The 26,054-nt window shown below is 38.6% G+C and carries 26 protein-coding genes; 16 read left to right on the forward strand and 10 right to left on the reverse strand.

Annotated elements, in window-relative coordinates; genetic code table 11:
- Together AC00Y6_RS12800 and AC00Y6_RS12805 are read left to right on the forward strand one after the other, a co-directional pair.
- Window positions 1-188, forward strand: a 188-nt coding sequence (locus AC00Y6_RS12800; RefSeq protein WP_474491010.1) for a hypothetical protein, incomplete at its 5' end; no start/stop codon positions are given.
- Window positions 189-321: 133 nt separating this feature from the next.
- Entirely contained in the window at window positions 322-1,824 is a 1,503-nt protein-coding gene (locus tag AC00Y6_RS12805) for a GH3 auxin-responsive promoter family protein (protein ID WP_474491011.1), read from the forward strand.
- Between the two features lie 131 nt (window positions 1,825-1,955).
- Here the strand turns inward: AC00Y6_RS12805 and AC00Y6_RS12810 are convergent, their stop codons facing one another.
- Window positions 1,956-2,291, reverse strand: a complete 336-nt coding sequence (locus AC00Y6_RS12810) for a DMT family transporter (RefSeq protein ID WP_474491012.1) — start codon at window positions 2,289-2,291, stop codon at window positions 1,956-1,958.
- Between the two features lie 63 nt (window positions 2,292-2,354).
- Between AC00Y6_RS12810 and AC00Y6_RS12815 the strand changes: the two genes are divergently transcribed.
- Entirely contained in the window at window positions 2,355-3,590 is a 1,236-nt protein-coding gene (locus AC00Y6_RS12815) for an MFS transporter (protein WP_474491013.1), read from the forward strand.
- Between the two features lie 10 nt (window positions 3,591-3,600).
- On the opposite strand, the gene AC00Y6_RS12820 is transcribed toward AC00Y6_RS12815, so the two are convergent.
- The 9 genes from AC00Y6_RS12820 to AC00Y6_RS12860 all read right to left on the reverse strand — a co-directional run bounded on the left by AC00Y6_RS12820 (window position 3,601) and on the right by AC00Y6_RS12860 (window position 13,554).
- Window positions 3,601-3,948 carry a hypothetical protein gene (locus AC00Y6_RS12820; RefSeq protein WP_474491014.1) on the reverse strand — a complete coding sequence of 116 codons (348 nt, stop codon included), beginning with the start codon at window positions 3,946-3,948 and terminating at the stop codon, window positions 3,601-3,603.
- 203 nt (window positions 3,949-4,151) lie between these two features.
- Window positions 4,152-5,612 (reverse strand): IMP dehydrogenase, encoded by a 1,461-nt coding sequence (gene guaB, locus AC00Y6_RS12825; RefSeq protein WP_474491015.1) that lies wholly within the window; start codon window positions 5,610-5,612, stop codon window positions 4,152-4,154.
- 235 nt (window positions 5,613-5,847) lie between these two features.
- Complete coding sequence (locus AC00Y6_RS12830; protein ID WP_474491016.1) at window positions 5,848-7,455, reverse strand: BamA/TamA family outer membrane protein; 1,608 nt, start codon at window positions 7,453-7,455, stop codon at window positions 5,848-5,850.
- Window positions 7,456-7,552: 97 nt separating this feature from the next.
- A complete protein-coding gene (locus tag AC00Y6_RS12835) occupies window positions 7,553-8,044 on the reverse strand; it encodes a hypothetical protein (protein ID WP_474491017.1) in 492 nt (163 codons plus the stop codon).
- The gene (locus tag AC00Y6_RS12840; protein ID WP_474491018.1) at window positions 8,041-8,838 is read right to left on the reverse strand and encodes an SDR family oxidoreductase; all 798 of its coding nucleotides are present in this window, start codon (window positions 8,836-8,838) and stop codon (window positions 8,041-8,043) included. Before AC00Y6_RS12840 ends, AC00Y6_RS12835 begins: the two co-directional genes overlap by 4 nt.
- Before the next feature lie 2 nt (window positions 8,839-8,840).
- On the reverse strand, window positions 8,841-10,064 hold the full coding sequence (locus AC00Y6_RS12845; RefSeq protein WP_474491019.1) for a 3-phosphoshikimate 1-carboxyvinyltransferase: 1,224 nt from the start codon (window positions 10,062-10,064) through the stop codon (window positions 8,841-8,843).
- Between the two features lie 6 nt (window positions 10,065-10,070).
- Window positions 10,071-10,397: a nucleotide pyrophosphohydrolase gene (locus tag AC00Y6_RS12850; RefSeq protein ID WP_474491020.1), complete on the reverse strand. Its 327-nt coding sequence runs from the start codon at window positions 10,395-10,397 to the stop codon at window positions 10,071-10,073.
- Complete coding sequence (locus AC00Y6_RS12855) at window positions 10,397-11,785, reverse strand: hypothetical protein (protein ID WP_474491021.1); 1,389 nt, start codon at window positions 11,783-11,785, stop codon at window positions 10,397-10,399. Before AC00Y6_RS12855 ends, AC00Y6_RS12850 begins: the two co-directional genes overlap by 1 nt.
- A gap of 134 nt (window positions 11,786-11,919) precedes the next feature.
- Window positions 11,920-13,554, reverse strand: a complete 1,635-nt coding sequence (locus tag AC00Y6_RS12860; RefSeq protein ID WP_474491022.1) for a T9SS type A sorting domain-containing protein — start codon at window positions 13,552-13,554, stop codon at window positions 11,920-11,922.
- 309 nt (window positions 13,555-13,863) lie between these two features.
- Here AC00Y6_RS12860 and rpsL point away from each other — a divergent pair, with 309 nt between their 5' ends.
- From rpsL to rplV, 13 genes are all read left to right on the forward strand, one after another.
- A complete protein-coding gene (rpsL, locus tag AC00Y6_RS12865) occupies window positions 13,864-14,277 on the forward strand; it encodes a 30S ribosomal protein S12 (protein ID WP_002983146.1) in 414 nt (137 codons plus the stop codon).
- Between the two features lie 22 nt (window positions 14,278-14,299).
- On the forward strand, window positions 14,300-14,776 hold the full coding sequence (gene rpsG / locus AC00Y6_RS12870) for a 30S ribosomal protein S7 (protein WP_312767065.1): 477 nt from the start codon (window positions 14,300-14,302) through the stop codon (window positions 14,774-14,776).
- Window positions 14,777-14,782: 6 nt separating this feature from the next.
- Window positions 14,783-16,900 (forward strand): elongation factor G, encoded by a 2,118-nt coding sequence (gene fusA / locus AC00Y6_RS12875; protein WP_474491023.1) that lies wholly within the window; start codon window positions 14,783-14,785, stop codon window positions 16,898-16,900.
- Window positions 16,901-16,917: 17 nt separating this feature from the next.
- On the forward strand, window positions 16,918-17,223 hold the full coding sequence (rpsJ, locus tag AC00Y6_RS12880) for a 30S ribosomal protein S10 (RefSeq protein ID WP_002661363.1): 306 nt from the start codon (window positions 16,918-16,920) through the stop codon (window positions 17,221-17,223).
- A gap of 136 nt (window positions 17,224-17,359) precedes the next feature.
- Entirely contained in the window at window positions 17,360-19,621 is a 2,262-nt protein-coding gene (locus AC00Y6_RS12885; protein WP_474491024.1) for a TonB-dependent siderophore receptor, read from the forward strand.
- Between the two features lie 361 nt (window positions 19,622-19,982).
- The gene (locus AC00Y6_RS12890) at window positions 19,983-22,250 is read left to right on the forward strand and encodes a zinc-dependent metalloprotease (RefSeq protein WP_474491025.1); all 2,268 of its coding nucleotides are present in this window, start codon (window positions 19,983-19,985) and stop codon (window positions 22,248-22,250) included.
- Between the two features lie 93 nt (window positions 22,251-22,343).
- A complete protein-coding gene (locus AC00Y6_RS12895; protein WP_474491026.1) occupies window positions 22,344-22,793 on the forward strand; it encodes a low affinity iron permease family protein in 450 nt (149 codons plus the stop codon).
- Between the two features lie 196 nt (window positions 22,794-22,989).
- Window positions 22,990-23,616, forward strand: a complete 627-nt coding sequence (rplC, locus tag AC00Y6_RS12900; protein WP_474491027.1) for a 50S ribosomal protein L3 — start codon at window positions 22,990-22,992, stop codon at window positions 23,614-23,616.
- Entirely contained in the window at window positions 23,607-24,236 is a 630-nt protein-coding gene (gene rplD, locus AC00Y6_RS12905; RefSeq protein ID WP_474491028.1) for a 50S ribosomal protein L4, read from the forward strand. Before rplC ends, rplD begins: the two co-directional genes overlap by 10 nt.
- 3 nt (window positions 24,237-24,239) lie before the next feature.
- Window positions 24,240-24,530 carry a 50S ribosomal protein L23 gene (gene rplW, locus AC00Y6_RS12910; RefSeq protein ID WP_072997618.1) on the forward strand — a complete coding sequence of 97 codons (291 nt, stop codon included), beginning with the start codon at window positions 24,240-24,242 and terminating at the stop codon, window positions 24,528-24,530.
- 20 nt (window positions 24,531-24,550) lie between these two features.
- Window positions 24,551-25,372 (forward strand): 50S ribosomal protein L2, encoded by an 822-nt coding sequence (rplB, locus tag AC00Y6_RS12915; protein ID WP_474491029.1) that lies wholly within the window; start codon window positions 24,551-24,553, stop codon window positions 25,370-25,372.
- A gap of 2 nt (window positions 25,373-25,374) precedes the next feature.
- Window positions 25,375-25,653 (forward strand): 30S ribosomal protein S19, encoded by a 279-nt coding sequence (rpsS, locus tag AC00Y6_RS12920; protein WP_028122169.1) that lies wholly within the window; start codon window positions 25,375-25,377, stop codon window positions 25,651-25,653.
- Window positions 25,654-25,655: 2 nt separating this feature from the next.
- Window positions 25,656-26,054 carry a 50S ribosomal protein L22 gene (gene rplV / locus AC00Y6_RS12925; RefSeq protein WP_474491030.1) on the forward strand — a complete coding sequence of 133 codons (399 nt, stop codon included), beginning with the start codon at window positions 25,656-25,658 and terminating at the stop codon, window positions 26,052-26,054.

Raw genomic sequence — 26,054 nt, forward strand, 5'->3', positions numbered from 1 at the left:
GCAAAATAATTAAAAAAATGAACCTAAAAATTTTGGAATATAACATAGAATGTTCGATGCAGTCAATCTTTTTTGCAAACGATTTTAGATTAAATAAAATTTTAAGGTATGCAAAAAAAAGGATTTCCGCTCAAATTGAGGGATGGGATTCATCGATTACAACTGAAATATTAAAAAAATCTAGGTAAGTGAGACTGCGTGCAATTCTACGTTGCATGATAACTATTACTGCAATTTATGCTCTAATATCTAAAATCTAACCTCTAACTTCTATTAAATCTAAAAGATTACTTTTAAATTTGACAATTGAAAATTTTATCAATGCTCAACTTTATCAAGAGAAATATTGCGCTCATCTGGGCCAAAAAACATATCGAAAAATCCAAAAGTTTCAAAGCTAATGCCATCCAGAATCAGCAAGAATTGCTTTTAGATTTGGTAAAAACAGCAGAGAAAACATTATTTGGCAGAGAACATCAATTTGAGTCCATAACATCAATTGAAGATTTTCAAAAAAATGTTCCCATTGCGGATTATGAAGACCTGAAACCATACATCGAAAAAATCAAAAAAGGACAATCCAAAATCCTCTGGCCAGGCTTGCCGGAATATTTTGCGAAAACGTCTGGAACAACGTCCGGCTCCAAATATATTCCCATTTCCAAAGAAGGTATGCCTTTTCAGGTTGCGGCCGCACAAAGCGCCATTTTCCATTACATCGCTCAAAAGGATAATGCGGACTTTGTGAATGGGAAAATGATTTTCCTGCAAGGTTCTCCCGAGTTGGAAGAAGTCAATGGCGTAAAAACTGGTAGGTTGTCTGGGATTGTTGCCCATCACATCCCGAATTATCTTCAAAAAAACAGGTTGCCAAGTTGGGAAACCAATTGTATCGAAGATTGGGAAACCAAAGTGGATAAAATTGTAGAAGAAACCGAGAAAGAAAATATGACTTTGATTTCTGGGATTCCACCTTGGTTGATTATGTATTTTGAAAAACTGATTGACAGACACGGTAAGAAAATCACTCAGATTTTTCCTAATCTCCAGTTGATTATTACTGGTGGTGTTAACTACGAACCTTACCGGGAGAAGATGAACGAATTGCTGGGCAAACCTGTTGACATTGTGCAGACTTTCCCGGCTTCGGAAGGTTTTTTTGCGTTTCAGGATGATTATCAAAAAGAAGGATTGTTGCTTTTGACCAACCACGGGATTTTCTACGAGTTTATTCCACTCGAACAATACGGGAAACCAAATGCTGAACGATTGACGCTAAAAGATGTGGAATTGAATAAAGATTACGCTTTGATTCTGACAACTAATTCCGGGCTTTGGGCTTATTCGATTGGAGATGTTGTCAGATTTATTGATAAAAATCCTTACCGTATTTTGGTAAGCGGGAGAACGAAACATTTTACGTCGGCGTTTGGCGAACACGTCATTGCCTTTGAGGTGGAAGAAGCTCTGAAAGCGACTGTCAAAAAATATCCTGCGCAGATTACCGAATTCCATCTCGCACCAGAAGTTAATCCAGCGGAAGGCTTGCCTTATCATGAGTGGTTTATCGAGTTTGAAAAAGAACCAATGGATTTTAAGGCTTTTAGATCTGAACTGGATCTGCAACTCAGAAAACGAAATACTTATTATGATGATTTGATTTCCGGTAATATTCTGCAACATTTGGTTATTACTAAGCTTAAGAAAAATGCCTTTCAGGATTATGCCAAATCTCAGGGGAAATTGGGTGGGCAAAATAAAATCCCACGTCTGGCAAATGACCGTAAGATCGGAGATTTTTTGTCTGAATTTAAGTTGTCATGATGCCGAAAGCTTTGATAAGAAGAGCAATCCCATAGCCCTAATGGGAACGGCATCCTTTTGCAAATTGGCGGTGAAAAGCTTTGGTTTTGCAAAAGATATAGTGGACAGCAGGTTCCCGGCTCCTTAAATAATTAGTGACTGACGGCTTTTAGTCCTACAATGGAGGCAATTAATGTGAAAACGAAGAATAACCGCCAAAAAGTGGCTGGTTCTTTGAAAATCAAGATGCCTACCATTACGCCACCTACGGCACCAATGCCCGTCCATACAGCATAAGCAGAGCCAATAGGTAAGCCATTTTCGCCGGAAATAGCCTTGAACATTAGCAGCATGCTGGCAACAATGCAGATGGCAAAGCCAATCCACCAGTAGATGCTTTCTTTGCCAGAAGTCTCCTGCGCTTTTCCAAGGCAGGTTGCAAAGCCGGTTTCGAAAAGTCCTGCGATAATGAGTATAAGCCAATTCATGCTGCGAAGATAAAATTTTGAAAATTAACATCAGATTAATTAACGATCGACTACTTTTGTCTTATGATTTCTTTTACACCGCTCAAAGTTTTAAGCAATATAGAGTTTCGGCACCTTTTAACTGGTCGTTTTTTCCTGATTATCGCCTTCCGCATGCTGGCAACATTGCTGGGGTGGTGGGTTTACCAATTGACGAAAGATCCTTTTTCCATTGGTTTGATTGGTCTCTCGGAAGTGATTCCCGCAGTTTCCTGTGCGCTTTATGCGGGTCATATTATTGATATGAAGGAAAAAAAACAATTGCTTCTTTTCTGTAATTATGCTTATGTAGTTTTGATCAGTCTCCTGTTAATCCCTGCATTTTTGGGACACCGGATGCATTTTAGCGGGCATCAAATTACCTATTTTATTTATGCTGTTATTTTCTTTACGGGGATTTGCCGCTCTTTCCTTGGGCCCCTTGTTCCGTCCATGATACCAAGAATTGTGAGGCAAGAAAATCTGCCCTATGCCGTAACGCTTAACCAGGCGACATTTTTAACGGCTTCGGTTTCTGGGCATGCTTTGGGAGGTTTTTTAATTGCATTGATCAGTATTAAATGGACTTTAGTTGTGATTGTTGGGAGTATGACGGTTGCATCTCTATTTTTCTGGACATTACAAAAACAACATTCTGAGAATAAAAAACTGGATGTTAATGTCTTCGAAAGTATGAAGGAAGGTTTGGCATATATTTACAAGACCAAAGAGATTTTGGGTGCTCAGATGTTGGATATGTTTGCCGTGCTGTTTGGTGGGGCGGTGGCTATGATCCCGGTTTTTGCAAGTGATATTCTGAAAGTAGGATCCGAAGGTTTTGGACTCCTGAATGCAGCTTCTGATATAGGATCGATGTTGATTATTATCACGCTGTCGCTGGTTCCTTTGAGAAAAAATCAAGGGAAAATATTACTTTTTGTAGCAGCCGGATTTGGGTTGTGCATCATCGGTTTTGGACTCTCCACAATGTACTGGCTGTCCTTTGGGTTTCTTGTTTTAAGCGGAATGCTTGATGGAATCAGTGTTGTGATCCGGGGAACTATCGTTCAGCTTAAAACACCTGAGCATATCCGCGGCAGGGTACTGAGTGTCAATTCAATTTTTGTGATGTCCAGCAATGAGTTGGGGCAGTTTGAGAGCGGATTGACAGCCAAACTGATGGGTGTGGTAAGATCCGTCGTTTTTGGTGGAACGATGACCGTTTTGACAGCTTTGTTTATTGGAGCAAGTTCTAAGAAATTGCGAAAAATGGAGTATTAATTCTAAGGAACTATTTCAGGTTACCAATTAAAAATGGCTGATCTGCGTTGTCACTATAATCTCTCAGGAAGCCAATTTCTTTATTTTTTGTAATTTCTGACTTGGTAGTACCAGAGAATCCATCCCCAAAATCGATACTGAAATCGATATAAGAGAGTTTGTTTTTGACAAATTTCATTTTATTAAAAACGAGAATGATATTTTTATCTTTTAAGTTTTTTTGTAAACTGACTAGATCTTTTTTTGTCATTTCTTTGTTAAAAACAACTGCAATCACCTTCTTGTTAGATGTGAATGAGAGCATTCCAAAGACAAAAACGGTTAAAAATAGCAGTGGGAAAAGTGTGGTCTTCTTCATGGTCTTTATCAGATGTGCAAATTTATAAAATGTTTTACTAACAGAGATTCCAAAATTTTATTTTTTTAACTCATTATCAGTAATGTTATTAATGATTCGATAACCATGCCAGTTATGAATTAATAAGACTTATTTTTAAAAAAACTGCTCCTATTGAGTCAATGGGAGCAGTTGATATTTAATTATTGTTTATTTTGTAGCTATTACAAAGAGTAATTGGGAGCTTCCTGTGTAATAATCACATCGTGAGGATGGGATTCTTTCAATCCACTTCCTGTAATCATCACCATCTTACCATCTTTTTGAAGGGTTTCTATATCTTTTGCTCCGCAATAGCCCATTCCCGCACGCAATCCTCCGGTTAACTGGAAAATAACATCTTCTAGCTTACCTTTGTGAGGAACCCGCCCTTCGATACCTTCGGGAACAAATTTTTTGGCTTCACTTTGGAAATAACGTTCCTTGCCACCGCGTTTCATCGCAGAAAGGGAGCCCATTCCCTGATAGGATTTGAATTTCCTACCTTGGAAAATAATTTCTTCTCCCGGTGCTTCATCCGTTCCTGCAAGGAGTGAACCAAGCATCACGGCGCCGGCACCACTGGCTATAGCTTTTACAATGTCACCGGAAAGTTTAATTCCACCATCTGCTATGACAGCTACATTTTTCTTTTTTGCAAATTCGTAAACGTTGTAGATGGCAGACAACTGGGGTACTCCAACACCAGCAACAACTCTGGTTGTACAGATAGATCCTGGTCCTACACCTACTTTTAAAACGTTGGCACCAGCTTTTATCAGGTCCTTCGCGGCATCGGCGGTTACAATGTTACCACCAACTATATCAAGATCAGGGAATGTTTTGCGTATTTCGGCAATTTTATCCAGAACACCTTTGGAGTGACCATGCGCCGAATCAATCGCGACGATGTCTACACCAGCTTTTACCAATGCAGTAATACGTTCAATAGTATCTTCACCCACGCCTACGCCCGCACCTACAATCAGGCGTCCGTTTTGGTCTTTATTGGCGTTGGGATATTCCAATTGGTTATCGATGTCCTTGATAGTAATTAAGCCAACCAGCTTGTTGTTTTTGTCAACGATGGGTAGTTTTTCTACCCGGTTTTTAAGAAGGATTTCTTTGGCTTTTTCTAGATTGGTGTTTTTGTCAGAAGTAATGAGGTTCTCTTTTGTCATGATTTCCTCTACTTTGATGTCCAGATTTTCCTGATATTTTACATCGCGGTTGGTTATAATGCCAATCAATGTGTTGTCCTGATCCACAACAGGCAGTCCTGAAATCTTATATTTGGACATTAGCTCCTTGGCCTGAGCCAGCGTGTGGTCTTTGGACAATGTTACAGGATCTGCAATCATTCCGTTTTCGGAACGTTTTACGCGGTTTACCTGAGCGGCTTGCTCTGCGATAGGCATGTTTTTATGGATAAATCCCAGTCCGCCAACCCTTGCCAAAGCAATGGCCAGCTCAGCTTCCGTTACAGTATCCATGGCGGCGGAAACAATCGGAACATTAAGTGAAATTTTGTCTGTAAGTCTTGATTTAAGGGAAACCTGATTCGGTAAAACTTCTGAATAAGAAGGGACTAGAAGAACGTCATCGAAAGTGATGGCTGTCTCTATAATTTTGTTATGAATAGACATCTTTACTTTCTTTGCAAAATTAGATTATTTTTATCAAACAGGAAAATATCTGATTTTTAATTGATGATAATTTAATATTCGGGGGAAAAGTTGAATGGATGACAAAGGCCCCTAGCCCTGATGGAAGCGGCATCCTTTTGCAATATGGCGATGGGAGAGCGATGGTTTTGCAAAAGATACAGCGGACAGCAGGAAATGGCTTCAAAATAATGAAGTTCTTATCACTTACAATTAATCAAAAGCGGCTGAGGATTCCCCAATGGATTTTTATTTCGTTGAATTTGAAAGGGTTGCCAAACTGATTGCCGTTGGAAATCTGAAAACTCATAAGCCCAATAGGCAGAAAAAAGTTGAACCCAAAGCCAAGGCTGTAAAGTTTAGGCGTTATTCCCAGTGCTTTGTTGGACATTTGACCATATTGCGCAAAGAGGTCGAAAAATGCGGAATCGTTTACAAGATAGCGGTATTCGGCGCCGGCAAATGCGTAAAAATCACTGATAAGGCTCTGCTCATTAAAGCCGCGCATGGAGTTCCAGCCGCCAAACCGAAAGAGTTCGTTGGTGGATAATTCGTTTTTGGCACTCAGCAAGGCGGATTCTCCCTTGATGTTGAGGAAATGGTTGCCCGACAGATTGAAATTGTGTTCTGCAGAAAGAAAATACCGAAGTTGATTATATTTTTCTTGGGTTTTATCATAAGTGGTTTTCAGGAAATCTGCTTCTACACGAATGTTGCTTCTATTGATAAACAACGGAATGTCGCTCGTTTCCTGAAACTGGTAATACAGGCCAACGCCTTTTTTGCTGTAATCGCGGCCACCAGTGTAAAGCGAATCCAGAATGGCAGAAGTCTCGAATGTGCCTTTGATACCAAGCCGCTGCTTGGGCGAAAGGTGGTAATAGATTGCGGGCAAAAATTTGACATTCGCAAAAGTGGAATCCTGGCGAAAAATATTGACATTCACATTCAACCCCACATTGCTCCCAAATGTGTAAGGGATGTCGGTCTGTAGGTCAAAAGTCTGGCCTTTGTCCGGGTTGCGTTGCCAATAGATACCAATACTTTCGAAGCTGTTGAACATGTTTTTCATCTGGACATTCAACGTCCCGTTGACGGTAAATTTTTCGGTTTTATCATTTCCGAAACCAATCATTCCGTCAAAAGTGTTGGTTTTCCTTTTTTGCGTGAAAAGAAAAACCTGGGTAGAATCTTTTGTAAATAATGTCTGAGGCGGTTTTTCCAATGCTACAAACTGATGATTCTGCAAGGATTGATTCATCGCAACCAGCGACTTGTCATCATAGTTTTTGCCTAGATATTGTTTGTTGAGGTTTTTAACGAATTGTTTCGGTAAACGCGTATAACCTTTGAAAACAATACCATCTATTTTTCTTTGAGAGGCTGGAACTACCGAAATTTTTACAGAAGGAATCCCATTTTCCATTTTCTGGAATTTGGTTTTCACCCGGTTGAAGGCAAATCCTTTGTCCCGGTACTTTTGGTTGATGTTTTTCTTAAGCGAGTCTAAATTTTTGGTGAAGATCTCATTCTTCTGAAACTTTAAATCATTAACTAAAGAGTCGGAAAAATTGACATTGGCCTGGTTAAAATTGGGGCCTTTGTCATAGTAGATTTCAGTATGGTTTTCGGTTTGTTTGACGTCCTTCAGCTCTGTGAAAAAATAAGAATTCTCTGCCAGAGAATCCAGAAATTTAACTGCTTTGGCGGAATCAGAAACAATTTTTTTAACGTTTGTTTCTTTGTCGATAAGCCAATATTCTTTTTTCTGTGCTGTAGAAAAAACAAAGATGAAAAAAGCAAGTATGTATAAAACACGGGTCAATGTGGATTAATGTCTTTTTGATTGAATTATCAGGCTGAGCGAAGTAGAAGACCTTATGTTATTACCATTAGAAACAGAAACCAGTCTGTTTTATTGTTTATTTAGCTTTTGCAGATTTGATGTCAAGGTTGTTGCTCAGGTTAGGAAACATTTTTAAGAGGTTCTCTTTGGGCTGATTCATCGTATTGATAAAAGTCCAGTTTTTCCCTTTGTTACTGCTGATGGCAATCAAAATACTTTTGTTGGTCACAACACCTTTAGGCGTTTTCATTTGGCTGTCTTCATCCAGTGTCAGCTGGATTTCGTTGTTTTGGGTAATCGGTTTCCCCGGGTTTTTATAATTCAGGCTTTGTATGCTTAGGTCTTTTCCCATTTTGGCATACATCATTTTCATCATCGCAACAGTATTCGCTTTGCCTCCCGTAAGTTCAAAGGATTTTGGGTAGATGTAATTGGCAAAAGTTTCAAAATCTTTTTGCAGAAAGGCTTTTTTCATCGCATTCAAATCCCGGTTGAGTGCTGCATTGGATGTTTGAGCAAAAACAAGGTTTGCTAAAACGAGGCTAAAAGCAATTAACAATTTTTTCATGAGTCCATTTTATTATATTTCTTCATCAGGTTTTCGTAGGTGTTTTGAGGCAAAATCCACTTGAGAGGAACACCAATTTTTTGTCCGAATTTCCCGAAATAATAATGCGCTTTCCATTTTGATTTCGCTAAAAGCTGGTCGATGTAAGCGGCAACCTCCAACGGTTCTGTTCCATCGCCAACGTGGGCATTCATCAGAGCATAAACTTTATCGAAAACCGATTGGTAAGCTTCGGAAACTTTTGTTTTCACCCGGTTTTCTGCAATATTGGTTTTGATGTCGCCCAGATGGAGCGAGCAAACATCAATGTTCCAAGGGTAAACCTCATATCGGATGGCTTCGGTAACTTTATCCAACGCCGATTTGGATGCCGAATAAAATCCGCGGAACGGTAATCCCATCTCTGAACCTATGCTGGAAATGTTGATGATTTTCCCTAATTTTTGCTCCCGCATCTTGGGGAGTACTGCCGTGATCATCTGGACAGAACCAATCACATTAAGATTAAAAAGTCTGGTAATATCTTCTTTTGTAGAATCTTCTACTGAGCCAACCATTCCCATTCCTGCATTGTTAATCAGAACATCAATTCTGGTTTCCGATTTCAGGATTTCAGCAATGGCACTATCAATTTGTTCTTTTTCAGTAATGTCTGTAAGGATCGAAACAAAATAATCTGAAGTTACAGGTTTTCTGCTCAATCCGTAAACTTTGTTTCCTTTTTTTCCAAAATATTCTGCCAAGGCCAATCCAATTCCGGATGATGCGCCTGTGATGATGATCGTTTTCGACATAATTACTCTGTTTCTTGCGTTACGGTTCGGAAATCCTCCCAAAATTCAGGGTATGATTTTTCTACTACATCTTCATTTTCGATATTTAATTCCTTAACCAAAGCAAACGGTGCAAAAGCCATCGCCATACGGTGGTCGTTATATGTTGCGATACTGATATGGTCTTCGGGCTCAATAAATTCTGATGATTCTATTTTTTCGGTGGTGATGTAGGTCCTTACGCCTAATTTTAACAACTCGTTTTGGAGCGCCACCAATCGGTCGGTCTCTTTCACTTTCAAAGTATGGAGCCCGGTGATGATGAACGGGATTTTAAGTGCTGTGGCTGTTACACAAAGGGTTTGTGCAATGTCCGGGCAGTCATTCATATCCAAAGAAATCAATTCGGGATATTCGAAGGAAGGTTCCGGTAATAAGGAAATAGAGTTTTCGGCATAGTCAGAAACCGTATTGATTCCGAAGTATTTCCAATAAATTTCCTTAATCACACTGTCGCCCTGTAACGAGATTGCCTGGTAACTTTTTAGGTTAATGCTTTTCCTTCCAATTGCAGCGAGAGAGTAGAAGTAGGATGCCGAAGACCAGTCGCTTTCCACTTCATAATGCTCGATCCGGGTATTTTCAGGGTGAGGCAGGATTTCTATTTTATTCTCGGCAAAATGGGATTTGATTCCAAGTTCATTAAGGATTTTCAAAGTCATTTCCAGGTAAGGGCGGGAAGTGATTTCGCCTACTAGGTCTAATGTTAATCCGTTTTCCAGCTTGCCTCCAATCAAAATCAATGAAGTCAAAAACTGGCTGGACACATTGGCCGAAATTTTAACGGCATCTTTTTCAATCTTTTTTCCGATGATCTGCAATGGCGGAAATCCCTCTTTTTCCAGATAGGTGATGTCTGCTCCCAAAGATCTCAACGCATCTACCAGAGGTTTGATAGGGCGGTTTTTCATCCGGTCAGAACCTGTAAGGATGGTTTTTTTTTCATCCATAATAGAATAATAGGATGTCAGAAAGCGCATTGCTGTCCCGGCGTGATGAATGTCGATAATGTCGTCATTGGAGTCCAGTGCTTTTTTTAGCAAAGTTGTATCCTGGGAATTGGAAAGGTTCTGAATGTCGATATTGCCAAACAATTTTCCCAGAATCAAAAGACGGTTCGAAATGCTTTTCGAACCGGTGATTTGGATGTTTTTTCCGTCTTTAAGTTGAGACTTTTTTATAATCATCAATACTTATTTTAATTTTTCATTATTGGCGTGACGGTCTTTGTCACGCTCGGTTTTAACCTTCATTTTTTTATCAAAAGCGGCCTGCAAATCTGTTCCGGTTTGGTTGGCTAAGCAAAGCGTCACAAACAGTACATCAGCCAATTCTTCGCCCAGATCTTTGGATTTGTCGGATTCTTTTTCGGACTGTTCGCCGTATCTTCTGGCGATAATCCGTGCCACTTCGCCCACCTCTTCGGTGAGCATCGCCATATTGGTCAACTCGTTGAAATAACGGACACCAATGGTTTTGATCCATTCATCAACTTGATTTTGAAGTGTTGTGATTTCCATTATTGATAAGCGCCTAAAGTTGCAGGATAGGTTCTGTTATTTCCAACTATGTCAGTTGCTGTAACAATCGTGTTCAGATTAGTCCCTTTTGCTTTTGCTTTTGAGTTGGCTTTAACTCTTAAGTTCATTTTTTGAGTAAAATAATTCTGAAATTCGGGGTCTTCATTTCGGATGATATTTTGACCTATAGGAACAAAGGTTGCTTTGTCACTTATTTTAAGGAATGAATTATTGATGTTCATCGTAAAACTCCCCTGATCGATTTTTTTGAAAACCACCATGTCAGGAATATTTCCGTAAATAATCGAATTATTAGCATTAATGATAGGGTTGCCCGTAATTTTTTCATCATTGTTTTGGTAAACATTGGTCGCAAAAATACCGAGTGCAGATAATGAAGGGTTCAGATTCCAATAATTTGCGATTGTGCAGTAATTCAGATTATAAGTCCCGCCACCAGCAACCGCCAGGTCAGCTTCTCCGCAATTATTCATCACCACATTATTGGCGGTGAACTGTTTTGATTGGATGGCGTAGATTCCTGCATTTTGGAAGGTGTGAAAAATAGAATTGTTAATTTCTGCAGTATTTTGTTTTAACTGAAGACCTACATTTCCTCCAAAAAGCTTAGCGTAATTCATTTTTAGTTGTGTGTTTTCCGCCATTTTGATTCCGTTCCAGTTTGCAGGAAGCGTGTCATATTTGGTGTCACTTCTATCGCCCCGAAAAATAACTTCGGCGCCCAAAGTACCGTTCACAATCAATCCAGAATTTTTCTCAAAGTTCATTCCGCTGTTTTTTCGGAAATAGACTTTGGTGCCTTGTTCCATGGTTAGGGTTTTGCCTTCAGCCACATTCAGGTTTCCAAAAATGACCTTCACTTTATCTTTGGTCCAGGTTGTGTTGGTGTTTATGGTTACGGGATCTTTCCCGGTTTGGATAAAATATTCTGCATCCTGAACAACAGAGAACAGCGTGACTTTTTGTTCGCCGGCTGGCGTATTGAAAACCACTTTGTCTTCAGCAATTGCTTCTGGTGCATTGGCAACAGGCGCAATTTCTACAAAAACATAGAGACTATCTTTTCTTCTTAGAGCTACGTTTTCAAAACTCGTCCCAACTTTTCCATCCACATTGATTCTGTAAAGAGAAGAATTGCCGCCTTGTAAAGCGATTTTGGGAATTAGAACATCTTTATCTTCTTTATTATAAACCTTTACAGCATAGGTTTCAGAACGCATTTGGCTGTAAACCGTGTCACAAAAAACAGTATCTGTAGAGAATCTCAGCAGTTGGCTGGGGCTTTCAAACGAAATATCATCGCGGTTGCAGCCGGCCAAAAGTAATATGGCCCAAAATGCCACACCAAGAAGTAATTTAATCTTCATTATTTATCTTTAGTCTTCAAAACTACAAAAATTAAGGTTTTATTTTATTGCGGACGTAAAAAACTGAACATCTTTTTGGATTTAGTGTTTATTCATAATCAATATCAGGTTATGCATTAATTCTTTTGATGATATTACTGCTTAATAAATTTAAAATTGATAATCCCTTCTTTTGTTTTAATATGTAGCATGTAAACGCCGCTTGGTAATCCGGCAACAGGTATTTTTGACCCAGATTTAGTACTGATCTGTTTACCGCTCAGGTCGTAGATGTACACCTTCTCGATGTTGTATTTTGAACTAACGATGTAGAGGTAATCCACGGCTGGGTTGGGGTAGATGTTAAAATATTTTGCGGCTTCGGCAGTGGCCAGTTGGTCTACAAGCCTGATGGGCTCGCGGAATTGTGATAAATCAAAATTGATATTATTGTCAAGTTTCCTAGCGGTATAGGCTTCCACGGTGTAAGTGGCGTAGTCTGACTGTTGCACACTGTTGAAGTTGAGGCTTTCTCCTGTGTTTCCTGTGTTAGCATCCAAATTTTTGAACCATGTAAATGTGTATTGGTCTCCCGATAGGGACTGATCCAACTTGGCCTGCTGCCCAATAATTCCGACAACCTGTTTGTCTTCATCATAACGTTGTGGCGAGTAGCTAAGCTCGGTCTGCTCGGGATAGTAGCCAAGCCTGTTGATTAATTGATCTTTGCTAAATCTGTTGTTGCTGATAAGAAGGATGCTTGGCAGTTTGCCAGGCAACTCACCGGACAGTTGATTGCTATTTAGATTAAGCATTAAAAGTTGCGACATGCCAGATAGTTCCTGAGGAAAACTCCCCGACAATTTGTTGTTATTAAGAAAGAGCTGTTGCAACTTTGGTAAACCTGTTAACGCGGTCAAATTCCCGGAGATGCTATTCCGGCCAAGGTTGAGTGTCTGAAGGTTTTTTAACTGAGAGATTTGTGAAGGAACGGTTACTAATTGATTGTCTTCCAGCGATAGCCATTGCAGGCTTGTAAAATTAGAAAGAGGGCCTAAGCTTTCAGATGACAGATTATTATGACTGAGATCTAAGTTTTTAAGACCTGTAAGTTGCTGTACAGGTGTTGGTATTTGGTTCAGTGCCATCCCGGATAAAGATAAAAACTGAAGCTTAGATAATCCCGAAAGGTTGCCAAAATTGTTTACCAGAATGGGATTATTGTCCAATATCAAGTTTTCAAGATTAGAGAAGGTGCTGATTTTTGAAGGGACATTGCTAAGACCAAGATCGGCAATGTTAAGGTTTTTGATATTATTAAAGCTTTGGAGTAATCCGTTTATGTCGGTGATAATGTAAGAATTACCACCGATGCCAAGATCCTCTAGGTTATAAAGCCCGGAAAGCGCCATCGTTGGATCGCCCGTTAATCTGTTGTTGCTGATGTCTAGCCTCTTTAGCAGGCTTAATGAAGAGATCCCAGTCGTCGTTTCCCCAGAAAGTTGATTATTGCTAAGATCCAGCTTCGTCAGTTTTGTAAGAGACGATATTGTGGAAGGGAAAGTGCCTTTCAGCGCATTGCCAGAGAGGTTTAGTTCTGTAACGCTGTTGTTTTTCACAGAAACTCCAAACCAGTTTTTGGGATCTGAGGTAGTGTCCCAAGTTCTATTCCAATTTTCGCCGCCTGTTGTATTATATATATATAGGAGTGCATCCCGCTCTGCATTAGGAATGCTCCACTGGGAAAATAAAAGGTTAGAAATGAGGATAAAGAATAAAGCTTTTTTCAAATTGGTGTTAAATAAGACGCAAATATAGTAGTAAATTAAATTGTTGTAGTTTTTTGAAGTTAATATTTGCATTATTTCCAATGTCAAATCATCAGCCTTTATAAGTTTTATTTATGATCATAAAAGTTTTATTTTATTTAAATCTACCTCTGCAGTCGTAGGTATTATTACTTATATTCATTTACATTAATTCTAGATAAGTATTTGTATTAATTCCCAGATCTTTCTGGAAACTAAATATTTATAGGTAAAGTATTGTAGATTAAAAAATTATTTATATTTTTGCACCCTAAAATAAAAAGCAATTAAATGCCTACTATTCAACAATTAGTAAGAAAAGGAAGAGCCACGCTTGCCAAGAAGAGCAAATCGGCTGCCCTTGATTCTTGTCCACAAAGACGTGGTGTATGTACGAGAGTATATACCACTACACCGAAGAAACCTAACTCTGCGCTTAGAAAAGTTGCAAGGGTAAGACTTTCTAACGGTAAAGAAGTTAACGCCTACATCCCGGGCGAAGGACATAATCTTCAAGAGCACTCGATAGTATTGGTAAGAGGCGGAAGGGTGAAAGACCTACCGGGAGTACGTTACCACATCGTAAGAGGTGCATTGGACACTGCAGGTGTAAATGGAAGAACTCAAAGAAGATCCAAGTATGGAGCTAAGAGACCTAAACCAGGTCAGGCAGCTGCTGCACCAGCTAAAGGAAAGAAAAAATAATCATTAAATAAGGTACAAAACAATGAGAAAGACAAAAGCGAAAAAAAGACCGTTGTTACCAGATCCAAAATTTAATGATCAATTGGTAACTAGATTCGTAAACAACTTGATGCTTGATGGTAAGAAGTCAATCGCATTCAAGATTTTCTATGATGCATTGGATATCGTAGAAACTAAAAAAGGAGAAACTGAAAAAACTTCACTAGAAATCTGGAAAGATGCATTAACAAACGTTATGCCTCACGTAGAAGTACGTTCTAGAAGAGTAGGTGGAGCTAACTTCCAGATCCCAATGCCAATCAGAGCGGATAGAAAAATTTCTATGGCTATGAAATGGTTAATCAAATATTCTAAAGCTAGAAACGATAAGTCTATGGCTTTGAAATTGGCTAACGAAGTTGTAGCTGCTTCCAGAGAAGAAGGTGCTGCTTACAAAAAGAAATCTGATACTCACAAAATGGCGGAAGCTAACAAGGCTTTCTCACACTTCAAATTCTAATCTGAAATGGGTAGAGATCTTAAATTTACAAGAAATATTGGTATTGCTGCGCACATTGATGCCGGTAAAACAACCACTACAGAAAGGATTTTATTCTATACAGGTGTTAACCACAAAATTGGAGAGGTTCACGATGGTGCTTCTACAATGGACTGGATGGAGCAAGAAGCAGAAAGAGGTATTACCATTACTTCTGCTGCAACAACTTGTAACTGGAATTTCCCAACAGATCAAGGTAAGAAATTGCCTGAAACACAACCTTACCACTTCAACATCATCGATACACCGGGACACGTTGACTTCACAGTAGAAGTTAACAGATCTTTGAGAGTATTGGATGGATTGGTATTCCTTTTCTCTGCCGTAGACGGTGTAGAGCCTCAGTCTGAAACCAACTGGAGACTGGCTGACAACTACAAAGTAGCGAGAATGGGATTCGTAAACAAAATGGACAGACAAGGTGCTGACTTCTTGAACGTTGTAAAACAAGTAAAAGAAATGTTAGGATCCAACGCCGTTCCAATCGTTTTGCCAATTGGTGCTGAAGAAGATTTCAAAGGGGTTGTAGACTTAATTAAAAACAGAGCTATCATCTGGGATGAGGCTGGACAAGGTGCTACTTATGAGGTAGTTCCAATTCCGGACGATATGAAGGATGAAGTTCTAGAATATAGAGAGAAATTAGTAGAAGCTGTTGCTGACTATGATGAGACTTTGATGGAGAAATTCTTCGAAGATCCGGATTCAATTTCTGAAGAAGAAATCAACGAAGCCCTTAGAAAAGCAACGATTGACCTTTCTATTATCCCAATGACTTGTGGTTCTTCTTTCAAGAACAAAGGTGTACAGTTTATGTTGGATGCTGTTTGTAAATACCTTCCTTCTCCAATGGATAAGGATAACATTACAGGTACAGACCCAAGAACTGATGCTGAAATCGAAAGAAAACCATCTGTTTCTGAGCCTTTCTCTGCATTAGCTTTCAAAATTGCTACTGACCCATTCGTAGGTCGTTTGGCATTCTTTAGAGCTTATTCAGGTCGTTTGGATGCTGGTTCTTATGTTCTTAACACAAGATCTGGTAACAAAGAAAGAATCTCAAGGATCTATCAGATGCACGCTAACAAACAAAACCCAGTTGAGTACATCGAGGCAGGGGATATTGGTGCAGCTGTAGGATTTAAGGATATTAAAACTGGTGATACTTTATCTGATGAAAAGAACCCAATCGTTCTAGAATCTATGATCTTCCCAGATCCGGTAATTGGTATCGCGGTTGAGCCTAAAACTAAAGCTGACCAGGATAAAATGGGTAACGCTTTGGCTAAGCTAGCTGAAGAGGATCCAACTTTCCAGGTTAAAACTGACGAGGCTTCTGGACAAACTATCATCTCTGGTATGGGTGAGCTCCACTTGGATATCATCGTAGACCGTATGAGAAGAGAGTTCAAGGTAGAAGTTAACCAAGGGCAGCCACAGGTAGAATACAAAGAAGCATTAACTGCTACAGCTAACCACAGAGAAGTTTACAAAAAACAATCCGGTGGTCGTGGTAAATTTGCGGATATCGTCTTCACCATTGGTCCTGCAGAAGAAGGTAAAGTAGGTCTTGAATTCGTAAACGAGATCAAAGGTGGTAACATTCCAAAAGAATTTGTACCGTCTGTTGAGAAAGGATTCAGAGAAGCTATGAAAAACGGTCCATTGGCTGGGTTCGAAGTAGAAGCTATGAAAGTAACATTGAAGGATGGATCTTTCCATGCGGTTGACTCGGATCAGTTATCTTTTGAGTTGGCTGCAAAACTAGGTTTCAAAGAATCTGGTAGAGCTGCTAAAGCGGTGATCATGGAACCAATTATGAAACTGGAAGTTGTAACTCCAGAAGAATATATGGGTGATATCGTAGGTGACCTTAACAGAAGAAGAGGAACTGTAAACGGTATGGATGACAGAAACAACGCTAAAGTGATCAAAGCTTTCGTTCCACTATCTGAAATGTTTGGTTATGTAACTTCTCTTAGAACATTATCTTCTGGTAGAGCAACATCATCTATGGAGTTCGAGAAATACGAAGCAGCTCCTAACAACGTTGCAGAAGACGTAATCGCTAAGGCTAAAGGTTAATATTAAATTAGATTAAAATGTCACAAAGAATCAGAATAAAACTTAAATCTTACGATTACAACTTGGTAGATAAATCTGCAGAGAAAATCGTAAAAACGGTAAAGGCTACCGGCGCTGTTGTAAACGGACCGATTCCATTGCCAACAAACAAGAGAATCTTCACAGTGTTGAGATCTCCACACGTAAACAAAAAAGCAAGAGAGCAGTTCCAATTATCAGCTCATAAGAGATTGATGGATATATACTCTTCTTCTTCTAAAACTGTCGATGCTCTAATGAAATTAGAACTACCTTCAGGTGTTGACGTAGAAATTAAAGTGTGATAATTAGCACTTTGCTATGATAATAGATCCCTTTTCGAAAGAAAAGGGATTTTTTTGTGTTTAAAAATGAGATTTATCATTAATTGTTATTTATTTAGAATTAATAAAAATAATATTTTTGCAGCAAATAAAAGTTATGAAAAAAACTGTAGCAATATCACTGTTGGTGCTTGGTGCATGCCTATCTCAGGCACAGCAGGTGAAAGACTCTATTAAAAAAGAGACCGGGATAGATGAAGTAGAACTTTTTGGTGAGAAGAAGAAACAACCGCAAGGTCTAGAAGCTATTACGAGATTACCTCTTAAGCCTAGAGATCAAATACAATCTATTTCTATCGTTTCCCACAAAGTAATCGAGGAGCTTGGAGGACTTACTGTGACAGATGTTGCCAAGAATGTACCTGGTGTTACATTATTTTCAAGTTACGGAGGTGGAAGTGAAAGTATGTCTATCCGTGGATACAGAGGTGTGCCTGTTCTCAAAAACGGTGTTCAGATGGATTCTGATTTCCGTACGGCTGGTATGATTACCGATATGCAGGGTGTAGAAAGTATTCAGGTGATTAAAGGTTCTGCTGCAGTTAGTCAAGGTATTGGTAATGGTTTGGGTTCTGCAGGGGGCGTTATAAATGTTGTGACCAAACGACCTCAATTTATCAACCAGACCAATGTGGGCTTCAGGTATGGGAGCTGGGATTTTTACAGGCCTACTTTAGACTTTCAGAGGGTTTTGGACTCTCAGGGTAAAGTTGCAGTACGCTTAAATGCGGCTTACCAAAATAACAATTCTTTCAGAAGTCATGTAAGTGCAGAGAGGATTTATGTAAATCCATCAGTAACTTACCGTCTGGATGCTAAGACGGAAATTAATGTGGAAATGGATTATCTACATGATAATAGAACACCGGACAGAGGGACAATCAATACAGCACCCGGAGATGTTGAAGCTTTGTACCATATGCCAAAAGGGAAATTCTTGGGTTACACTTCTGACTTTTCAAAAACAGAAACTTTCAACTTTGCAACAACAGCCACAAGGCAATTATCTGATAAATTGAGAGCCCGTGTTGCTTTTATTACATCTAACAGTGAAAAGGATTCGGAGAGTTCTTCTGTATCTTTACCACAAGGCGGAACCGATTATAATATCAGACAGCGGATTATTGGTAAATCTCAGGGAGAAGATATCAATAGAGTTTTGCAGTTAGACTTGATTGGGCAGGATGTAAAAACAGGTTTTATCAACCATACATTCCAGGTCGGATTTGATTGGAGAGAAACAGAAACCTCCTCTGTAACTTACGAAGCCTATAAAAATTCTATCGCTCCGCAAAATCTTATCACAGCACGTAGCACAAAGATTGGTAGTACAACTTATAATCCCAACCCGCTGGATACATTTGATGTTGTAAATGGCTCTATATCTAATGTATTGCCTGTAAATGTGGTGTATAAAAGTCTTGGGCGTTCCAATCCTGTTTTAACTCCAAGTATTGGAGCATTGGCTCAGAATGTTATGTCTTTTGGTAAATATTTGAAAGCTCATTTGGGATTAAGATATAGCAGGTTAAGTGGTTCCTCTAGCAGAATTGTAGATACTTGGAATCCACAATTTGGATTGATAGTTTCCCCAATTGAGAACATCAATGTTTTTGGTTCTTATACTACCACAACTTCTCTACGTTCTGTCAATCAGATTCTGCAGGCTGGCGGTAACGTTGGCGCATCGCATACTAAGCAGTGGGAAGCGGGGATCAAGTCTGACTGGTTTAATGAAAAGCTGAGATTCAATGTTACCTTATTCGATATCAACACCGATAATCTATCCTTCCAGATTTTAGATTCTAATTATAACCCTGTTCAAGATGCTAATAAGAATATACTTTATGGTATTGCTGGTAACTTAAAAAGACGAGGAATGGAAGTCGAAGCTATTGGGCGGATCTTAAGTAATTTACAGATTATGGCAGGTTGGGCATACGTAGATGCACAATACAGAAACAGCCCTTCTTATGTAAATGGTTCAGCACCTATGAACACACCTAAGCATACGGCAAACGGATGGCTAAACTACAGGTTTAACCAAGGTGTTTTAAATGGTCTTGATGTAGGAGCCGGTATCTACTATGTAGGAAAACGTCCTGTTGATGAATGGACTCAAAAAACATTTACTGCAGGCCATATCAATAGTGTAGCTCCGGGTTTAAAACCATTTGATATGCCAGAATATACAACAGTAGATGCACAGGTGGGTTATCAATTCAAAAATGGTCTTGGCTTACGAGTATTCTTCAATAATATATTTGATTCAGTTGGGTATAGTTCTTATTTCCGTGGTGGTTATATTGATCAGATACAGCCAAGGAATTTCTCGGCACAAATCAATTATAAATTTTAATATTAACTAAATGGAAGACATGTATCATGTGAAATTGTGGTTGTAACTATAAATAGTTTGCAACCTGAATCAAAAGACTGATACAAAACATCATATTTTCATATCAATTCAAATTTTAAGTTTAGTAAAGACATCGGAAGAAATCTTCTGGTGTCTTTTTTGGATTGATAAAAGAGATTAATTTTATTCTAAAATTATATTTGTTGCACATGTATCTATATATTCTTGGGGTAGTAGGAAGTAGTTTTATAAATAATTTGTCAGTAAAAAATATTGATATTATTTTTTAAATCTTTAAATAATTACTTGATGGGGAAAGCTTATACTTAAGTTATATATTTGCAATGTTAATTTTAATGATATGAGAAAAGGTTTATCAATTATAGTTATATTAATTTCTATTGCTGGGAGAGCGCAGAGCGATAAATTGTGGACAAAAGTTAATTTAGCATCTAGATCAGCTATCGCACAAGGCAATAGATCTATAAAGAACCCTTTGTTGTATGCGCTAGATCACGCAGTTCTTAATAGAATTATCCAAGGTGCATCAAATACTTCAAACAAAACAAAATCTAAAATTATTTTAAGTTTTCCTAATTCAGAAGGAGGTTTTGAGGATTTCAGAGTTTATGAAAAATCTAATTTTGATCCAGTTTTACAGGAAAAATATCCAGACATTAGATCTTATGTAGGAGAGAGTGTCTTTGGTAACTCTAAAATTTACTTTAGCGTTTCATCTTTGGGGCTATCAACAATGGAGTTAAGGACTGATAAAACGGTAGATATTATAGAACCTTATGCTACCGATTTATCTTCTTATGCTGTTTTCAAAAGAACTGATAATGATGGTATTGTCAAAGAATTTGAATGTAAAGTTCCTAATATAACAAGAAGTAAATCCTCCATCTCATACGGTAAAGGTGCTGATGATGCAACACTTAGAACTTATAGGCTTGCCTTGTCGTGTACCGGAGAGTATGGTGCTTGGGCGGGATCTGTACCCAATGCGTTGGCAAGAATGAATGCTACAATGACTCGCGTCAACGGTATATTTGAAAATGAATTTTCTATTCATATGAATCTTATACCGGAAGAAGAAAATATCATTTTTACTAATGCAAATACTGATCCATATTCTTCAGCAAGTACTGGAGCAAGCGGTGCTTGGAATGATGAATTAAAGGGTGTACTTATGGGAACAACTTATGGTATAGGAGATAGCAAATATGATATTGGCCATTTGTTTGGAAGGTCAGGTGGTGGAGGTTCAGCAGGGTGTGTTGGGTGTGTTTGCAATAGCACCAATACTTACAATAGTACTTATCAATGGTATGAACATAAAGGGCAAGGATTTACATCTCCGGGTTCTGGTTTGCCTTCAGGTGACAACTTCGATATCGATTATGTAGCGCATGAGATGGGCCACCAATTCGGTGCCAATCATACATTTACAAAAAACTCTGCGACTTCCGGAAGTAGTAATGAAGGTACAGGTGTGCAAATAGAGCCAGGTTCGGGATCTACAATTATGGGTTATGCTGGTATTACGACTATGGATGTCCAGCAGCATTCAGATCCTTATTTTCATACACTAAGTATTCAACAGATTACCAATTATATAAAGAGTAGTTCTGGAGGCTGTTCAGTAAACACAAATAACAATAATGTCGCACCGACGGCAGATGCAGGACCTGATTACACAATTCCCTATAGTACTCCGTTTATGTTGACCGGTTCCGGTCCAGATAATGATTTAGGTGATATTACATATGCTTGGGAACAAATTGATGATCAAAGCAACTCTGTAGCTCCAAATGACAACAAAAAATCGGGTGTAAATTTTAGATCTTACACTCCAACGGTTAATCCAATACGTTATTTTCCAAGTATGGAAAGTGTATTAAATGGACAATTGTATACTTTGGGAGCTAAAACAAATAAAACACCTATACCTATCAATGTAGAATATTTACCAAGTGTGGCAAGAATTCTTAATTTTAGGTTAACTATCAGGGATAATAAAACTGGCGGTGGAGCCAATAGTACTGATGACATGAGGGTGATTGTAGCTGCCGAATCTGGGCCATTTAAAGTGACCAGCCCAAATACAGCTATTAACTATGCAGGGAAAAGTTCTCAGAGCGTAACGTGGAATGTAGCTTCTACCACTTCTTCGCCGGTTAATTGTGCTAATGTGGATATATTGATCTCAACTGACGGTGGTACTACTTGGTCTGCATTGGCTACTTCTGTTCCTAATGATGGTTCGGAGGTGGTAAGCCTTCCAAATGTTGATACTACAACAGCAAGGATTATGGTAAAGGCTAACGGGAACATCTTTTTTGATGTGTCAGATGTTAATTTTACAATTACCAAAACAGATTTGTCTGTTTCTGATGTCTCTTCAAAATCTGTTAAGGTTTATCCCAACCCTGTAAAAGATGTGCTTAATATATCTAATGTCCCTACCAATGCTTCTTATGAGATCCTTAATGTTGCAGGACAGGTGGTGACAAAGGGCAATTTGTCCGATGGCAAAGCGGCTGTTCGCAGGTTGGTAAAAGGTGTTTACTTTATCAATATAGATCAGCAAGGGACTTCTATCAAAACTAAGTTTATAAAGGATTAATACAATTAAAATTCTCAATATTAGGGCCTCAACTTTTTGAGGCCTTTTTTTTGCTGTCTTATTTTAGTTGTATATTTAAATAAATTTATGGGAATGAATAACAAGAATTTTTTTGAACGGTTTGCCAATGCTGCTACCAATTTTACGGGCAGTTCATATGCTTTTATTATTGCGGTAGTTGTAGTTGTTGTTTGGGGAGTAAGTGGGCCTATTTTTAACTATTCGGAAACTTGGCAGCTGATTATCAATACCGGCACCACCATTATAACATTTCTTATGGTGTTCTTGATCCAGAAGGCTCAAAATAAAGACAGCAAAGCAATACAGCTCAAACTTAACGAACTAATTGCTGCCAGCCGCCAGGCGAGTAATCGGATGGTGGATATAGAAGATCTTACCGAGAAAGAGCTGGATGAGCTGCATCAGTACTTCGTAAAACTGTCAGAATTGACCAAGAAAGAGATGGACATCCATAAGTCTCATTCTATAGACGCCGCCATCAATAATCATAAACGAAAAAGTCATCCTACTTCCGAGGGATAATATCAGTTTTAGTAATATTTCAAATTTTCACGTAACTCACGAAAAATCAAATAATTTCCTTTAATAATTTGCCAATATAAAAAATATTCTTACATTTGCACACTCATTTTAGGGAAGGAGTATGCCTATTTCAGACATAGAACATGACGAAAACCGCTAAAATGCTGAAACAAAATATAATAGATATATATAAATAATGTCAGGTATTATTGGTAAAAAAATCGGTATGACATCTTTGTTTAACGAAGACGGGAAAAACATTCCTTGTACAGTTATTCAAGCTGGTCCATGCGCGGTTTTACAGGTCAGAACCGAAGAGGTTGACGGATATACAGCCGTGCAACTAGGTTTCGATGACAAGAGTGAGAAGAACGTTGGTAAAGCGTTGGCTGGTCATTTTAAAAAGGCTGGTTCTACTCCTAAAGCTAAGATCGTAGAATTCAGAAATGAGTTCGCAGGCGATGTAAAAGCAGGAGACAAGATTGAAGTAGATCTGTTTGCAGAAGGCGAGTATGTGGATGTAACAGGAACTTCTAAAGGTAAAGGCTTCCAGGGTGTTGTTAAAAGACACGGTTTTGGAGGTGTAATGCAGGCAACTCATGGTCAGCACAACAGGCTTAGAGCTCCAGGTTCTATCGGTGCTGGATCAGACCCTTCAAGAGTTTTCAAAGGGATGAGAATGGCAGGTAGAATGGGAGGTAAGCAGGTAACTGTACAAAACCTTCAGGTGTTAAAAGTGGATCAAGAACAAAATCTTTTAGTAGTAAAAGGTGCTGTTCCGGGAGCTAAAAATTCTTATGTAATTATCAAGAAATGGAACTAGTAGTATTAAGTACATCAGGAAAGGAAACCGGAAGAAAAGTAACTCTTGACGAATCTGTATTCGGAATAGAGCCAAATCAGCACGCGGTTTACTTAGAGGTTAAGCAATATCTTGCTGCTCAGAGACAAGGTACGCATAAATCAAAAGAAAGAAGCGAAATTACAGCTTCTACAAGAAAGCTTAAAAAGCAAAAAGGTTCAGGATCTGCGAGATATGGTGATATCAAGTCGCCAACTTTCAAAGGTGGAGGTAGAGTTTTTGGTCCAAAACCAAGAGACTACAGATTTAAACTGAACAAAGCGCTTAAGAGATTAGCTAAAAAATCTGTTTTGTCTCAAAAATTGAGAGATAACAGTATCAAAGTTTTGGAAAACTTGAATTTTGATGCGCCTAAGACCAAAGAATTCATCACATTGTTGGATGCTTTGACACTTACAGGTAAAAAATCATTATTCGTACTTCCTGAAGCTAACAAGAATGTGTATTTGTCTTCAAGAAACTTGCCTAAAACAAGAGTATTGAATTATAACGAGATTTCTTCTTATGATTTGATCAATGCAGGTGAGATTATCTTCTTGGAAGGTGCAGTAGAAAAATTTCAGGACAACTTAAAGAAATAAATCATGTCACTTATTATTAAACCAATTATTTCAGAAAAAGCAAACTATCTTACAGATCTAAGAGGTGCTTATTCTTTCTTGGTTGCTCCTAAGGCAAACAAGATCCAGATCAAAGGTGCTATAGAGGCAGCTTATGGTGTAAAAGTAGCGGACGTTAGAACGATGATTTATGCGCCTAAAGTTTCTTCTAAGTACACAAAAAAAGGACTTCAAGTTGGGAAAACCAATAAATTGAAAAAAGCAGTTGTAACTTTAGCTGCTGGAGAAGTTATTGATATTTTCGCAACCAATTAATTAATTATAACATAATAGTAATGTCTGTTAGAAAATTAAAACCTATCACCCCGGGACAGAGATTCAGAGTTGTAAACAACTTTGAGGAAATTACTACCAACAAACCAGAGAAATCTCTTACAGTTGGTATTAGTAAGTCAGGTGGACGTAACCAAACTGGTAAAATGACCATGCGTTACACCGGCGGTGGACACAAAAAGAAATACAGGATTATCGACTTCAAGAGAAACAAACATGATGTTGAAGCTACGGTAAAAACTGTGGAATATGACCCAAACAGAACTGCATTTATCGCTCTTGTAGAGTATGCAGACGGAGAAAAGAGATATATCATCGCTCCAAACGGGATCAAAGTTGACCAGAAAATCATTTCTGGCGAAAGCGTAGAGCCAAACATTGGTAACGCAATGAAATTGAAAAATATTCCATTGGGTACAGTGATCTCTTGCGTAGAGATGAAGCCTGGACAAGGTGCTATCTTGGCAAGAAGTGCAGGTTCTTCTGCTCAGTTAACTTCAAGAGATGGTAAATACGCCATCATCAAGTTGCCTTCTGGAGAATCAAGAATGATCCTTACAGAATGTTTCGCAATGATTGGATCTGTATCCAACTCAGATCATCAGTTAACCGTATCCGGTAAAGCTGGTAGAAGCAGATGGTTAGGAAGAAGACCAAGAACAAGAGCGGTTGTAATGAACCCTGTAGATCACCCAATGGGTGGTGGTGAAGGACGTTCTTCTGGAGGTCACCCAAGATCTAGAAACGGTATGCCGGCTAAAGGTTACAAAACTAGAAAGAAAAACAAAGCGTCTAACCGTCATATCATATCTAAACGTAAATAATTATGGCAAGATCACTTAAAAAAGGACCATTTATTCATCATACTTTAGATAAAAAGGTTCAGGCAAATATAGAGTCTAATAAAAAGACTGTAATCAAAACTTGGTCTAGAGCATCTATGATTTCTCCAGACTTCGTAGGACAAACCATCGCTGTACACAACGGGAAATCTTTTATCCCGGTTTACGTTACAGAAAACATGGTTGGTCACAAGTTAGGCGAATTTTCTCCGACAAGATCTTTCAGAGGTCACGGTGGTAACAAAAATAAAGGAGGTAGATAATCATGGGATCAAGAAAAAGAGAAAGTGCATTAGCACGTAAAATAGCAAACCAAGATGTGGCAAAAGCGTTGCATAACGATTGCCCTTCTTCTCCAAGAAAAATGAGATTAGTTGCTGATATTATCAGAGGTGTAGAAGTGGACAAAGCTTTGTATATCCTGAAATATTCTAAGAAAGATGCTTCTAACAAGTTAGAAAAAGTATTGCTTTCTGCAATGGCAAACTGGCAGGCAAAAAACGAAGGTGCTGACATCGAGGAGGCTAACCTTATCGTGAAAGAAATCTTTGTAGACAGTGCTAGACAATTGAAGAGACTAAGACCTGCGCCACAAGGTAGAGGTTACAGAATCAGAAAAAGATCAAACCACATTACACTAATCTTAGGTACAAAAGAAAATTAA

The sequence above is a fragment of the Epilithonimonas sp. genome (assembly GCF_056329745.1).